Source organism: Aliivibrio friggae (assembly GCF_057368515.1).
The window spans coordinates 2,093,952-2,106,818 of sequence record NZ_CM170648.1 but is presented as its reverse complement, the minus strand read 5'-3'; the positions used below and the strand labels follow the sequence as shown (position 1 = coordinate 2,106,818).

The 12,867-nt window shown below is 38.4% G+C and carries 14 protein-coding genes; 8 read left to right on the top strand and 6 right to left on the bottom strand.

Translation table 11 applies throughout. The features are described from left to right. Positions 1-144 precede the first annotated feature (144 nt). A complete protein-coding gene (sixA, locus tag AC2INI_RS09785) occupies positions 145-615 on the top strand; it encodes a phosphohistidine phosphatase SixA (RefSeq protein ID WP_122034069.1) in 471 nt (156 codons plus the stop codon). 74 nt (positions 616-689) lie between these two features. On the opposite strand, the gene smrB is transcribed toward sixA, so the two are convergent. After that, positions 690-1,223: an endonuclease SmrB gene (smrB, locus tag AC2INI_RS09780; protein ID WP_122034067.1), complete on the bottom strand. Its 534-nt coding sequence runs from the start codon at positions 1,221-1,223 to the stop codon at positions 690-692. 52 nt (positions 1,224-1,275) lie between these two features. Here smrB and prmB point away from each other — a divergent pair, with 52 nt between their 5' ends. Together prmB and aroC are read left to right on the top strand one after the other, a co-directional pair. Then, positions 1,276-2,208: a 50S ribosomal protein L3 N(5)-glutamine methyltransferase gene (gene prmB, locus AC2INI_RS09775; RefSeq protein ID WP_446704373.1), complete on the top strand. Its 933-nt coding sequence runs from the start codon at positions 1,276-1,278 to the stop codon at positions 2,206-2,208. A gap of 611 nt (positions 2,209-2,819) precedes the next feature. Beyond that, entirely contained in the window at positions 2,820-3,905 is a 1,086-nt protein-coding gene (gene aroC, locus AC2INI_RS09770; protein WP_122034063.1) for a chorismate synthase, read from the top strand. Positions 3,906-4,089: 184 nt separating this feature from the next. Here the strand turns inward: aroC and AC2INI_RS09765 are convergent, their stop codons facing one another. Both AC2INI_RS09765 and AC2INI_RS09760 read right to left on the bottom strand, forming a co-directional pair. Next, on the bottom strand, positions 4,090-4,728 hold the full coding sequence (locus tag AC2INI_RS09765; RefSeq protein WP_122034061.1) for a trimeric intracellular cation channel family protein: 639 nt from the start codon (positions 4,726-4,728) through the stop codon (positions 4,090-4,092). A 111-nt stretch (positions 4,729-4,839) separates the two neighbouring features. Continuing rightward, a complete protein-coding gene (locus tag AC2INI_RS09760; RefSeq protein WP_122034059.1) occupies positions 4,840-5,367 on the bottom strand; it encodes an MgtC/SapB family protein in 528 nt (175 codons plus the stop codon). Positions 5,368-5,540: 173 nt separating this feature from the next. Here AC2INI_RS09760 and AC2INI_RS09755 point away from each other — a divergent pair, with 173 nt between their 5' ends. Next, a complete protein-coding gene (locus tag AC2INI_RS09755) occupies positions 5,541-6,071 on the top strand; it encodes an elongation factor P hydroxylase (protein WP_122034057.1) in 531 nt (176 codons plus the stop codon). Positions 6,072-6,078: 7 nt separating this feature from the next. After that, on the top strand, positions 6,079-6,339 hold the full coding sequence (locus AC2INI_RS09750; RefSeq protein WP_122034055.1) for a YfcL family protein: 261 nt from the start codon (positions 6,079-6,081) through the stop codon (positions 6,337-6,339). Positions 6,340-6,428: 89 nt separating this feature from the next. Here the strand turns inward: AC2INI_RS09750 and AC2INI_RS09745 are convergent, their stop codons facing one another. Beyond that, the gene (locus tag AC2INI_RS09745) at positions 6,429-6,854 is read right to left on the bottom strand and encodes an HIT domain-containing protein (RefSeq protein WP_122034053.1); all 426 of its coding nucleotides are present in this window, start codon (positions 6,852-6,854) and stop codon (positions 6,429-6,431) included. A gap of 78 nt (positions 6,855-6,932) precedes the next feature. Between AC2INI_RS09745 and lpxM the strand changes: the two genes are divergently transcribed. Together lpxM and clcA are read left to right on the top strand one after the other, a co-directional pair. Then, positions 6,933-7,874: a lauroyl-Kdo(2)-lipid IV(A) myristoyltransferase gene (gene lpxM / locus AC2INI_RS09740; RefSeq protein ID WP_122034050.1), complete on the top strand. Its 942-nt coding sequence runs from the start codon at positions 6,933-6,935 to the stop codon at positions 7,872-7,874. 223 nt (positions 7,875-8,097) lie between these two features. After that, entirely contained in the window at positions 8,098-9,510 is a 1,413-nt protein-coding gene (clcA, locus tag AC2INI_RS09735) for a H(+)/Cl(-) exchange transporter ClcA (protein ID WP_486304720.1), read from the top strand. Here clcA and AC2INI_RS09730 read toward each other — a convergent pair. Together AC2INI_RS09730 and rlmA are read right to left on the bottom strand one after the other, a co-directional pair. After that, positions 9,487-10,089, bottom strand: a complete 603-nt coding sequence (locus tag AC2INI_RS09730; protein ID WP_162922510.1) for an outer membrane beta-barrel protein — start codon at positions 10,087-10,089, stop codon at positions 9,487-9,489. The genes clcA and AC2INI_RS09730 overlap by 24 nt on opposite strands. 260 nt (positions 10,090-10,349) lie before the next feature. Beyond that, on the bottom strand, positions 10,350-11,159 hold the full coding sequence (gene rlmA, locus AC2INI_RS09725; protein WP_122034044.1) for a 23S rRNA (guanine(745)-N(1))-methyltransferase: 810 nt from the start codon (positions 11,157-11,159) through the stop codon (positions 10,350-10,352). 504 nt (positions 11,160-11,663) lie between these two features. Between rlmA and AC2INI_RS09720 the strand changes: the two genes are divergently transcribed. Then, positions 11,664-12,704, top strand: coding sequence for a porin (locus AC2INI_RS09720; RefSeq protein WP_486304719.1), 1,041 nt, complete (start codon positions 11,664-11,666; stop codon positions 12,702-12,704). The last annotated feature ends 163 nt before the right edge of the window (positions 12,705-12,867 follow it).

Sequence of the window (12,867 nt, the reverse complement as noted above, 5' to 3'; positions counted from 1 at the left end):
TGTTTGAAGGCGAAAACTAACGTTATTATTCTATTTATTTGAACAATTATGGCGCTGATACCACAGACTAGCAAACTCTCTCTTTCCTCTTTTTAGTTTTGCTTGCTACTATTGTGAGGTTAGTAATGATTTGAGAATGAATAAATGAAAGTATTCATAATGCGTCACGGCGAAGCAGAAGCGTACGCCCCTTCTGATGAAGAACGCAATTTAACGTCACACGGTGAGAGCCAATCTGCGAAAATAGCGCATTGGTTAATGAAAACACATAATGTCACGTTCGATTATGTATTAGTGAGTCCGTACATTCGTGCTCAGCAAACTTGGCAAACGATTAAGCCTATTTTGAATGTGGTGGATGCGAAAGTTGAAACCTCTGATGAGATCACGCCATACGGTGATTCTGATGATGTGGTGGAATACGTGAAAGCGTTAGGTAGTGTTGCAGAGATTGAGAATATCTTAATTGTTTCTCATTTGCCTCTTGTTGGATATTTAACGGCGGATTTTGTTCCTGGGATCATGCCACCAATGTTTCCTACATCAGCGATATCTTGTGTTGAGTATTCTCACACGACAGGGAAAAGTGAACTGTTATGGTTGCAACAGCCATAAAACAATAGCTAAGTACCCTAAAAAAGATCCCTTTGCATCGGCTATTATGATGCTTTTCGGGATCTTTTTTGTATCTATCTGTCTGGGATTGAGAGTAAGACTAAAATTGCTCCGGCACCACCAAACTCTAAAGGCGCTTGATGAAAAGCCATTACATCAGGATGTTGAGCAAGCCATAAAGGCACTTTTTTCTTTAAGATATGTTTACCAATCCCGTGCATTACACTAGCACAAGAAACATTTTCTTTAAGGCAATAAGCAATCATTGAACCTAACTCTCGTTTGGCTTCATCTTGCTTCATACCATGCATATCCAAAAAGACATCAGGTACATAAACACCACGTCTTAGGCGTTTTACTTCGTATTTTGATACGCCATCTCTAGCGTAGCGAACTGGGCCTTCTTCGTCTAAAAGCGGCACAAATTCATCAGAAAAGAAAAACTCTTCATTTTTCCCTTCTTTTAACGATTTTCTTTGCTTTTGTTGTTCGCTAAAGTTCTTACTCGGTTGATGGATTATGGTATCCTGTTGCAACTTTTTAGAGCCTTGTACTGCTTCACGGAACAGCGAAAGTTCGTCATCTGATAGGTGGTCGTTTTTGCTCATTTTTAAATTCCAATAATTAACAGCAGTATTATAACTTGTTTTGGGGGCAATTTTGGATAAGATTTTTGTAGAAGAGGCCGTTTCTGAGCTTCATACGTTACAGGATATGTTGCGTTGGACAGTAAGCCGCTTTAATGCAGCAGGTCTTTTTTATGGCCATGGTACAGATAACGCATGGGATGAAGCGGTTCAACTCGTACTTCCTACGTTATATTTACCTATTGATGTTCCTGCTCATGTGCGTGAATCTCGTTTAACATCAACAGAGCGTTTACGTATTGTTGAGCGTGTTGTTCGCCGTATTAACGAACGCATTCCAACAGCTTATTTAACTAATAAAGCGTGGTTCTGTGGCCTTGAGTTCTTTGTTGATGAGCGTGTACTTGTACCTCGTTCACCAATTGCTGAATTGATTGAAGCACAATTTGAACCATGGTTGAAAGAAGAACCAACTCGCATTATGGATCTTTGTACGGGTAGTGGTTGTATCGCTATCGCGTGTGCTCATGCATTCCCAGATGCAGAAGTAGATGCGATTGATATTTCAACTGACGCACTAATGGTTGCAGAGCAAAACGTTCAAGATCACGGCATGGAGCAACAAGTGTTCCCAATGCGTTCTGATCTATTACGAGACATTCCAAAAGATCAGTATAACTTCATTGTTTCAAACCCACCGTATGTGGATGAAGAAGACATGAACAGCTTACCTGATGAGTTTGAGCACGAGCCTGAATTAGGTTTAGCAGCAGGTACTGATGGTCTTAAATTAGTTCGTCGTATTCTAGCGAATGCACCAGATTACTTAACTGATGACGGTTTCTTGATCTGTGAAGTGGGTAACTCTATGGTTCATATGATGGATCAGTACCCAGAAATTCCATTTACATGGATTGAGTTTGCTGAAGGTGGACATGGTGTATTCATGTTAACTAAACAACAGCTTCTTGACTGTGCTGAAGAGTTTTCTCTTTACCGCGATTAAGTTAGAAATACTTAAATCATGATAAAAAGCCTAATGTTCGCATTGGGCTTTTTTATGCGTTTTTACTTTGTGACATAGCAAAATCAAGACGATTACGAAGAGTTTGTTGCTTTTCGCTGATATTATTTTTACGCAATGCTTTTTTTACTAGACGAAGTAGTTTCATTTTCTTCTCTTAATCGTTAATGGTATTAAGTAATTAGCAGGAATGATGCCAATTATTTTTTGCTATCCTTTCGTTAAAAACTTCATCCATGAATTGCTTGTTTTATCAACATCTTTGTATTTATTTTAAGTTTTTGGCTCACTAATGAATCAAGTGTTAATTATACGTTGTAGCATCGATGTCAGTAAAGGGATATTCCTCAAATTGAGAGTCTTATCAATTAAAATTACTTTTGGGATCGAGGTCACAAATTGCCGCTTTTATTTTTTAAAACCATAATTATGGCAAAGAAAATTAGGAGTAAGAAAAAGGTGCATCCACTAATTTAGAGAGAAAGCATTGCTAGGGGCTTTACTCTTACTGAGATTCAAGACAATATGGTTTTATTGAAAACTGATTATTAGTCAGTTAATAGTGGCGAATCAATTTATTTACAGAGGAAGTAATGGCTGGAAACTCTATTGGACAACATTTTCGAGTAACAACGTTTGGTGAAAGTCATGGCTTAGCTTTAGGCTGTATAGTGGATGGCTGCCCTCCAGGTTTGGAATTGAGCGAAGCGGATCTACAAATTGATTTAGACCGTCGTAAACCGGGTACATCAAAATACACTACTCAACGACGTGAAGCCGATGAAGTAAAAATTCTATCGGGCGTATTTGAAGGTCAAACAACAGGTACTTCAATTGGTTTATTGATTGAAAATACTGACCAACGTTCTAAAGACTATTCAGAAATTAAAGATAAGTTCCGTCCGGGACATGCAGATTACACTTACCATCAGAAATATGGACAACGCGATTATCGTGGTGGCGGTCGCTCATCAGCTCGTGAAACAGCGATGCGTGTGGCGGCAGGTGCTGTAGCAAAGAAATACTTAAAGCAAGAATTTGGTATTGAGATCCGCGCTTATTTATCACAAATGGGCGATGTTGCCATTGATTCTGTTGATTGGAATGAAATTGAAAATAACGCCTTTTTCTGCCCTGATGCGAGTAAAGTTGATGCCTTTGATGAGCTTATTCGTAAGTTAAAGAAAGAGGGTGACTCTATTGGTGCTAAAATTACCGTCGTTGCACAAGGTGTACCGGTTGGTTTAGGTGAACCTGTTTTTGATCGTTTAGATGCAGATGTTGCCCACGCTTTAATGGGAATTAACGCGGTTAAAGGTGTTGAGATTGGTGATGGCTTTGAAGTGGTTCAACAACGTGGTTCAGAGCATCGTGATCCATTAACACCTGAAGGTTTTAGTTCAAACCATGCGGGTGGCATTTTAGGTGGTATTTCATCTGGCCAAGATATTGTGGCTCACATTGCGTTAAAACCTACTTCTAGTATTACAGTTCCGGGTGAAACGATTACTCGTAGCGGTGAAAAAACAGAGTTAATTACGAAAGGACGTCATGATCCTTGTGTTGGTATCCGTGCGGTTCCGATTGCTGAAGCGATGTTAGCGATTGTGGTTATGGATCATCTAGTTCGTCACCGTGGTCAGAACTTCGGTGTACAAACAGAAACGCCTAAGATTTAGTGGTAGGAGATAGGGACTAGTTTTTAGGGACGAGTTAAGAGCGGAAGAACCTTCCTCTACTATTAATAGACATAAATAAAAAGAGCCAGATTGAAGTTACATTCGATCTGGCTCTTTCTGTTTGTATTTGATATTTAGCTCTTCCTAGCCCCTAAGATCTCGTCCCTAGTCTCTTTAACGTTCATCACTTCTTAACGCTTTCTGGCTGATCTTCGGTAATATCTAAATGAAAAACAGGTAAACACCAACCAAATTTTACCGCCGCCATACGCGCAGAAAAACCAATCGTGATAGTTACAACCGTTGTTATTAATTCATCTACGCCGAAGTGCAACAAACTAATGTATAAGACTGATGAAAGCAGTGAAATCGATGCGTAGAGTTCGTTATGTAATACCATTGGCATTTGACGACAGAATAGATCTCGTAATAACCCACCAAAGACACCGGTAACAATGGCTGCTACCACACATATTAATGGATGCAGGCCCATATCTAGCGCCACTTGTGAGCCAATAATACTAAATACAATAAGGCCAATAGCATCTAATACCACAAAGAAACGGTGGTTTTTAGCAACCCATGGGCCAATCCATGTGGTTAATACGCCTGCAATACAAGTAATTACAAGAAAGTGAGGATTCTTTACCCAGCCAACAGGGTAGTGACCCAATAAAATATCACGCACAGTACCACCACCAATAGCGGTAGCACTTGCTACTAGCATGACGCCAAACCAATCCATTTTTTTCTTGCCTGCCGCCAATGCGCCAGTCATGGCTTCAGCGGTGATCCCTATAATATAAAGAATTGTTAATAACATTTACTAATACCATACCGTGTTATGTTGGCGAAATAATAAGGCAGGGATTTTATGAAATTAAACCTATAATGACGAATGAAAAAAACTATTCCGACATTTTTCAGATTAGTTTTATTTATGCGTTTTATCGAGGCTTTGAGATCTCGGTTTATGTGTTCTTATATTAAGGAATTTTTGATGCACACCTCGACGGAGACTTTTAAAGGTATTTTCAAGCTTATCAATGCCTAATAAAACAAATAGAGCGAGTAAAGTAATGATGATTGATTGTTGAATGTACCCCAGTGCTATCATCATACCTAATGCGGCTAAAACCCAAATAATGGCGGCAGAGGTAACGCCGTGGATTTTTCCATCTAAAGTCATCATTACACCAGCGCCAAGAAAACCAATACCAGTAATTATTTGCCCAAGAACTCGAGCATGGTCAAGGGAATTAACAGATAAAGACATGGCCATTGCTAAGAAGAAATAAGTGCCTGAGATGATTAAAATAGAGGTTCTTATTCCTACTGGTTTTCCTCGAGTTTGTCTTTCAACACCAATTAATAAACCGTTAAAAGCACAAGCTGAAATAGCAGTCCAAGAAAAAGGCCCTAAATCAAGTAATTGAGCCAGTTGTAAAGTGATGTCATTCACGGGAGGTGAAACTCCAATCAAAAGGGAAATGATAATTATTGAGAGTATCAGGACACTCTTTTTACAGATAATGAATAATTTTGAAACAGAGGATAAAAATTATTTATCTAGATAGGTCTTTGTTTATGCTTAAGGTAGAATGTTACCTTCTTTATTATAGCTAAGCTTTTCGTATGTCTCATCAATACTCCGATTTAATTTCTATTTTTAACGCTACTTTCTTAGAGTCTTTTAATACGAAACTCGTATTAGGGGGCGATGAACCGATTTATTTACCTGCAGATAGTGAGTTTGATTACCATAGAATTGTTTTTGCTCGTGGTTTTTATCAATCAGGTATGCACGAAATTGCTCATTGGTGTGTTGCTGGTCCTGAACGTCGTTTATTGGAAGATTTTGGCTATTGGTATGAACCGGATGGCAGAACAGAGCAAGTTCAATCTGAGTTTGAGAAAGTTGAAATTCGACCTCAAGCGTATGAGTGGATCCTTTCATTAAGTGCGGGGTTAAAATTTAACGTCAGTTGTGACAACTTAAATGGCGATTTTGAACCAGATCGTTTAGCATTCATGGCTAAAGTACATAATGAAGTGATGGGGATTTTAGATAATGGATTACCTCCGCGTGTAGAGGCGCTATCTAATGCGTTGCGTGAGTTTTATCAAGTCACCCCACTAACTAAAGAACAATTTATTGTCCAATAGGAAAAAGATGATCATTGAATTTGAAGAAAAAATGCTTGAACTGATTGATGCTCGTATCGAAACAGCATCGGATGATGAGTTATTTGCTGGTGGCTATTTACGTGGTCATATTTCACTGTCTGTAGCTAAATGTGAAGAGCAAGGTGTAAGTGATATCGAAGTATTAAAAGCACACATCAATGACAGTCTTGATGCTGCAAAATCAGAATTAGCACCTGCTGATCGCATTATTGTTGCTGATCTATGGGATGAGCTTCAAAACGCATAACCGATAGATGTATTGAATGTAGAGTTATAGAAAGGCAGCTTGAATAAGAGCTGCCTTTTTTATGTCTATTGTTTTAATTAACCAACAAATTAACGTTTAAAACCAGAGATCGCATCAAGCTTATCGCGCAATTGATAAACTAATGTTGTTTGAGCTGATTGCTCTCTGATTATTCCATTAGTGTTGCCCCATACCGGTCCTGGCCAAGCACAATCAGTGGTAAAGCGTGCGATGTGATGGATGTGCAGTTGAGGAACCAAATTACCAAGCGCGCCGATATTAATTTTATCTGGCGTAAAGTTATCTTCTAATAACTGTGCAACGGCGCTCGACTCTTGAATAAACTGAATTTGTTGCTCTGTTGTCATGTGGTGAATTTCTTTTAAATTCTCAATACGAGGAACTAAAATTAACCAAGGACCAATATCTTCTTTAATCATTAAAATTTGGCATAAAGGAAGATTACCTAAAATAATGCAATCTTGTTGTAGACGAGAGTGTAATTGAAAAGCCATTCGAATTTCCTTGGTTTCTATCAGCAATGCTTTGTTATATCATAAACAGTTCATAATAAAGAATAAGTGAATCTATTCATGAGTGAAAAAGTCGATAAAAATGCATATAACCCAACATTTCAGTGGGCGTTTCTACATCCTAGATACTGGCCTACATGGTTAGGGGTTGGTTTCGCTGTTATTTTGGCGTTTGTTCCTTTTCGATTACGTGACAAATTAGCTGCAAAGATTGTTAAATTGGTACTTAAGAAGCCAAGTGGTGGGATTAAACGTGCTAAGTTAAATATTGCGACTTGTTTTCCTGAGAAGTCAGAGCAAGAGCAACAAAAGTTACTAGAAGATACCTATATTACAGGCGCTCAAGTTATGCTTGGGTTCTCTGAGTTAATTATTCGCAGTCGTAAGCATAACGAGAATAGAGGTATTTTTGTTGGTGGAGAAAACTTGTTTCCGCTTTTAGAGCAAAAAGAGAATATTATTATTCTTGCTCCACATGCGTGGGCGATTGATTTCCCTGCTATTCTGCTCGCGTCTCGCGGTTATCATGTGACAACCATGATGAAGCCACAAAAGAACCCTATTACCGATTGGTTAATGCATGTTCAGCGTATGCAGTATGGGGGTAAAATTTATGCTCGTAGTGCTGGTATTAAACCATTAATCAAGGCGATTAGAGAAGGTTACTTGGCTTATTACTTACCAGATGAAGATCATGGACCGCAAAACAGTGTGTTCGTACCTTTCTTTGCGACTCAAAAAGCAACATTAAAAGGCTTTGGTAAATTGGCTCGCTTATCGAAGGCGAAAGTGGTACCAATGTTGCCATCTTATAATGCAGAAACAGGGCAGTTTGAAATTATCACTCTACCTGCGATTGCTGATTTTCCATCTGGCGATGAAGAAACCGATGCACGTGCAATGAATATTGCAATTGAGCAGTTAGTGACAGAGCGTCCAGAGCAATATATGTGGGTATTAAACTTACTGCGTTCTCGACCTGACGGTAGCCGTTTATATTAAATGTAAATAACATTTATGTATTTTAAAGCTCACTTCATCATGAAATGAGCTTTTTTTGTATCCTTATATTTTGTTGATTTATATCAAAGTTCGATCTTGGTCATTTAATCAATCTAAGTTTTTACAAATGGTTAGGGTCTATTTAGGTGCAGAGCGTATAATTATTTGTGATCTCTATTCTATAACGTTCATAATGCTCTTTAGTGCTAAGTTGATACGATAAATGCCAAAATCACCCAATTTTCGTTTCTTTCAAGGTGGGATGTTAAAGCATCGCACAACCCCTAAATTCTTAACTACACAAACTGATTACTATGCACTGCTTTTCTTATCAGCCCTTGTTGGTGGTATTGCTGGCTCTGTCGTTGCTTTATTTGAAGCATCAATTCGATTAATTACAGAGCAACGTCTTCATTTTGTTGACTCTCTTCCTTATTCTGAATACTTAGCTCCTGTTGCGGCGGTACTTGCGGGTGCAGCAATGGCGGCTTTTGGTTTTTGGCTTACCTTTAAATTTGCACCGGAAGCGGCAGGCAGTGGGATCCCTCATATTGAAGGGGCATTAGATGGTACTCATGATATTCGTTGGGCTCGTGTATTACCGATCAAATTTATTGCAGGCACGCTAACCATTGGTTCTGGAATGGTGCTTGGCCGTGAAGGACCATCGATTCAAATTGGTGGTGCGGTTGGACGAATGATCGCATCTAAAGGTAAACGCTTTAGTCACTCTTCTCATATATTAACAGCAGCTGGTGCTGCGGCAGGTTTAGCCGCTGCATTTAATGCGCCTTTAGCGGGTATCTTGTTTGTTGTTGAAGAAATGCGTCCCCAGTTTCGATATAACATTACTTCAATTAAATGTGTCACCTTGGCAACGGCAGTTGCAACTATTGTAATGCGCTCTTTACATGGCCAAGAAGCATTTTTGACGATCCCAAGCTTTGAGGTTCCACCACTTCGATCTCTGCTCTTATTCGCTATTTTAGGTATTATATTTGGCATTATTGGTGTTAATTTTAATAAGTGGATTTTAAAAGGGACCAGTAAAGTTAAAAAGTTCCACCAAAATAGATTGTCACGTCTTGTTTTATTGGGTGCTGCATTTGGTGGGACATTTGCTTTATTACAGCTAATCGCACCAAAGCTCTCTGGCAGTGGTATGGAAATTATTACAGAGATGTTCTATAGCCCAATGGCTTGGATGATCATGGTTGGATTCTTTGTACTGCGTGTTATTGTAACAGTTGCTTGTTTTTCATCGGGTGCTCCGGGTGGTATTTTTGCACCAATGTTAGCGTTGGGAACATTACTTGGTTTGTCTTTTGGTGTGGTAATGGCTGCTTGGTTCCCTGAATGGGTTTCAGAGCCTGGGGTCTATGCTATTGCGGGAATGGGGGCGTTATTTGCAGCAACGGTTCGAGCGCCTGTTACAGGGGTAATTCTTGTTGTAGAAATGACGAATAATTACCAGCTGATACTGCCTCTACTTGTGACCACGCTAGGAGCCACTTTTATTGCTCAAGCGCTTGGTGGTCAGCCATTGTATTCTGCACTTTTAAAGCAATCTTTGTTGAAAGATAAAGAGTTGAGGGCGGATCATCAGCCACCTTTAAAAGATGTAGCTCAAGATTAGTTGGCTTGATAAAAGGTCGATAGCGACACCATCAGAAATCACTCTTCCCATAGTATAACTTGCTGCTATATTTAATGAATATGGCAGTGAGTATCCAATTTCCACGCCATAAGATAGTCCGACTTCTTTTATTGATTTTTCACCAGAGATGGTAGTTTGTAAGGTTGTTCCGTTTGCATTCGTTTGCGATAAGCTATCTACCATTAAATCTAAAGAATATTGATGAACTCCAAGAATACTTGCTAAATAGAAATCAGAATCAAAAAGATAAGATTGATATTTTAAATTCATACCTACAGAGCTAGCCTCTATTTCTACATTATCATAACCAACATTATCAGTTAAATGATGTTCATAGCTTCCTATCTGGCTATACTCAAACTCAACAACAAGATTATAATCTGGCGCTAATACAAACGGGTAACCGATCTTTACAAATAACCCATTTTCTAAATCAATTTCAGCCCCGCTTAATGCTAATGATGATTTCTCGACTCCAGATGAGAGGTAAATATTATCTAGTTTAGCGAAACTATGGCTAGAAATAAGCAGCAACATACAAATAAGTAAACACTTCATAAGATTCATCCATATTGATTAATATGTAAGTATCAGACCAAACAATACTTCTCCTCGTTGTTCTCTCGGAGTTCGATAAAATGGTGCCTATCGATATATTTTGATTTAGATCAGTTTTTACGCTGCGTTTTTATATTGTAGGCAGGAATGGATTAAAAATGAGAGCAAAATGGAAGAGTTATTGGTTGTAGATATAAAAATGCCAAATAACTTTTATTAATTAAATAGTTATTTGGCATCTTATTTTTGAGACTCAATGTTTATTTTTTATAAACTCTAATCATAAAGTCCGCTTTACAATCAAATGCAGTTTTCTCTTCCAATTCGGCTTTAAATTCTGCTGTCGCTTTCCATGCAAACGGCGTCATATCCAATAAATGCAGGGCTTCTAGACCATTTAGGTGCATATCGTAAGTTAATTTTTTCTCTTCAATAAGATCAAATCCACTAATATCTTCTGCTTCTTCATCATGTAGGCGAACATCACCATAAACCCCTTCACGCAATTCATATAAATGATGACTTGCTGGCGTTACGGTAATTAGGTATCCGTTATCTTTAATTGTACGGTGCAACTCTTGTGCTTTGCATGGTGCATAGATACGTACAATGCCATCTAAACTTAGATCAGAGAAAGGCAAGCGGTGGCTTGAAGCGACGCTAAATTGGCAATTTAGATAACGTTTTGCAGCATATTTAATAGCAACTTTTGAAATATCGAGGCCAAAGACGTTCGCATCTTTACCATCAAGTTGCTCTGCAATTTTTGAGGTGTAATAACCTTCACCACAACCAATATCAAGTAGGTTGGCTGAATCATCCGTTATATATTGCTGACATAAGCTAGCTACCTGTTGTTGCATCGGTTGATAATGCCCAGCCTCTAGAAAAGCGCGTCTAGCTTGCATCATCTCTTTATTGTCACCAGGGTTTTTAGAACGCTTATGATGAGCTGGCATGAGGTTTACATAACCTTCTTTTGCGTTATCAAACTGATGGTTGTTTTCACAACGATATTGGTTGCTAGTAAGATGCAACTCGCATTGGCATAAAGGGCATTGATAAGACATAACCAGACCTGAAATTAGATTAGGGCTGCAGTGTACTTCTTCATTTCTAGAATAAAAAGACCCACTAATAAAAAATCTCTGCTGCTATTTAATTTTAGTCTCAAAATTAATAATGTGACTCACTTCAAATACCCCCCCTAATAGAAGCTAACAAGACCTTTTTTGTTCTCAAAATAGAGAGATCATGATCACGCTAATTGTTAATTATCGTTGTGAAAAATGTGATCTCACCATTAATAAACAACATAAAACCTAAATTAAAAAAACACATCTTTTATATATATTATTGTTTTTAAATGATTTATATATTTTCATGCAGGCTGTTTTTGAAGTTGATCAAATTCTGAATGGACTTAATTTTTCAGCGCGAATTAATAGGGCATTATTCATCTCAACGGATTTAGAGAAACATTAACGGATTACAAAATTTTGAGAGTTTGGTCTTAAAAATATTGATGGTCTCAATTAAAGAACTAAACCAATTTAAATATATAGGGCGATTTTATGAAAAAGACACTTTTAGCGTTAGCAGTACCAGCACTTTTAATGGCTGGTTCAGCAACAGCAGCAACAGTATATACAGCAGAAGACGGTTCAACGATTGATATGTATAGCCGTTTAGGTTTTAACATAACTGATCGTCAGTCTGATGATGCGGTTGGTAATTTTGATGCTCGTATCGGTCTTGGTGGTTCTCAAGTAGTTAACGATCAAGTATCTGTAATTGGTTGGGCTGAGTATTCAGTTAATGCAGCAGAAGCTCGTGGTGATGGTGGCCTAGACCCTCGTTATGTATGGGCAGGTATTGATGCTTCAGAAGCGGGTAAAGTGACCTTTGGTCGTGTTGCTTCAGGCATCATTATGCTTTCTGATGTAGGTGATGTGTTTGCAGCATCGGATGTTCTGATTGGACGTCAAATGGAGCTTATTGATAACTCAGCAGCTCAAACCTTCCGTCAAGATGGCACATTACAGTACCAAAATAGCTTTGGTGCATTTGATATGTCGGTTGCGTATATTTTAGGCAATTCTGAATCAGATCAAGATGGTTCTTATAATGCGGTAGGTCGTTACACATTTGATATGGGTGATGCAGGACAATTAATTCCTATCGTAGCATATCAAGCAAACAGTACTGGTGAAAATGCAGATAATCCAGATGCTGATTACACATTCTGGGGCGCAGGTCTTCAATATAAGTTAAATGCATTAACGCTTGGTGCTATGTATAACCAAGATGAAATTGAAGGTGTTTATGCTGGTAAATCAAAAGATAAGAGCTACGAATTAACAGCTGTATATAATATTAATGATGATTGGACAGCTCGTGCTGGTTACCGCGCATTAGAAAACACCGGTGGTGATGAAGCAGAATACAAAGATACAACGCTAGAAGTTCAATACCATTTAACAGCTCGCTCTTCTATTTACACAAGTTATGTGATGCGTAATGGTGATAACGGGACAGGTAACACAAATATCTGGTCTGGCTGGAACGATGCAGAAGAAGATTACTACCACTTAGGTCTTCGCTATGAATTCTAATCTGACCAACAATATTGATATTGCTTTAAATCTATAAGGGTGGATTCTTAGTTAACTATCAATCAGGTTAGAAAGCCAAATCCTCACTGATCCGTCAGTGGGGATTTTTTTATTTATATAGTAATAAACACAGGCATAAAAAATCCCCGCCAGAGCGAGGATT

Coding starts and splice junctions, on each gene's coding strand:
- sixA (WP_122034069.1), top strand. CDS start 145: ATGAAAGTATTCATAATGCGTCACGGCGAAGCAGAAGCGTACGCCCCT.
- smrB (WP_122034067.1), bottom strand. CDS start 1,223: ATGAGCAAAAACGACCACCTATCAGATGACGAACTTTCGCTGTTCCGT.
- aroC (WP_122034063.1), top strand. CDS start 2,820: ATGGCTGGAAACTCTATTGGACAACATTTTCGAGTAACAACGTTTGGT.
- AC2INI_RS09765 (WP_122034061.1), bottom strand. CDS start 4,728: ATGTTATTAACAATTCTTTATATTATAGGGATCACCGCTGAAGCCATG.
- AC2INI_RS09755 (WP_122034057.1), top strand. CDS start 5,541: ATGTCTCATCAATACTCCGATTTAATTTCTATTTTTAACGCTACTTTC.
- AC2INI_RS09750 (WP_122034055.1), top strand. CDS start 6,079: ATGATCATTGAATTTGAAGAAAAAATGCTTGAACTGATTGATGCTCGT.
- AC2INI_RS09745 (WP_122034053.1), bottom strand. CDS start 6,854: ATGGCTTTTCAATTACACTCTCGTCTACAACAAGATTGCATTATTTTA.
- lpxM (WP_122034050.1), top strand. CDS start 6,933: ATGAGTGAAAAAGTCGATAAAAATGCATATAACCCAACATTTCAGTGG.
- clcA (WP_486304720.1), top strand. CDS start 8,098: ATGCCAAAATCACCCAATTTTCGTTTCTTTCAAGGTGGGATGTTAAAG.
- AC2INI_RS09730 (WP_162922510.1), bottom strand. CDS start 10,089: ATGAAGTGTTTACTTATTTGTATGTTGCTGCTTATTTCTAGCCATAGT.
- rlmA (WP_122034044.1), bottom strand. CDS start 11,159: ATGTCTTATCAATGCCCTTTATGCCAATGCGAGTTGCATCTTACTAGC.
- AC2INI_RS09720 (WP_486304719.1), top strand. CDS start 11,664: ATGAAAAAGACACTTTTAGCGTTAGCAGTACCAGCACTTTTAATGGCT.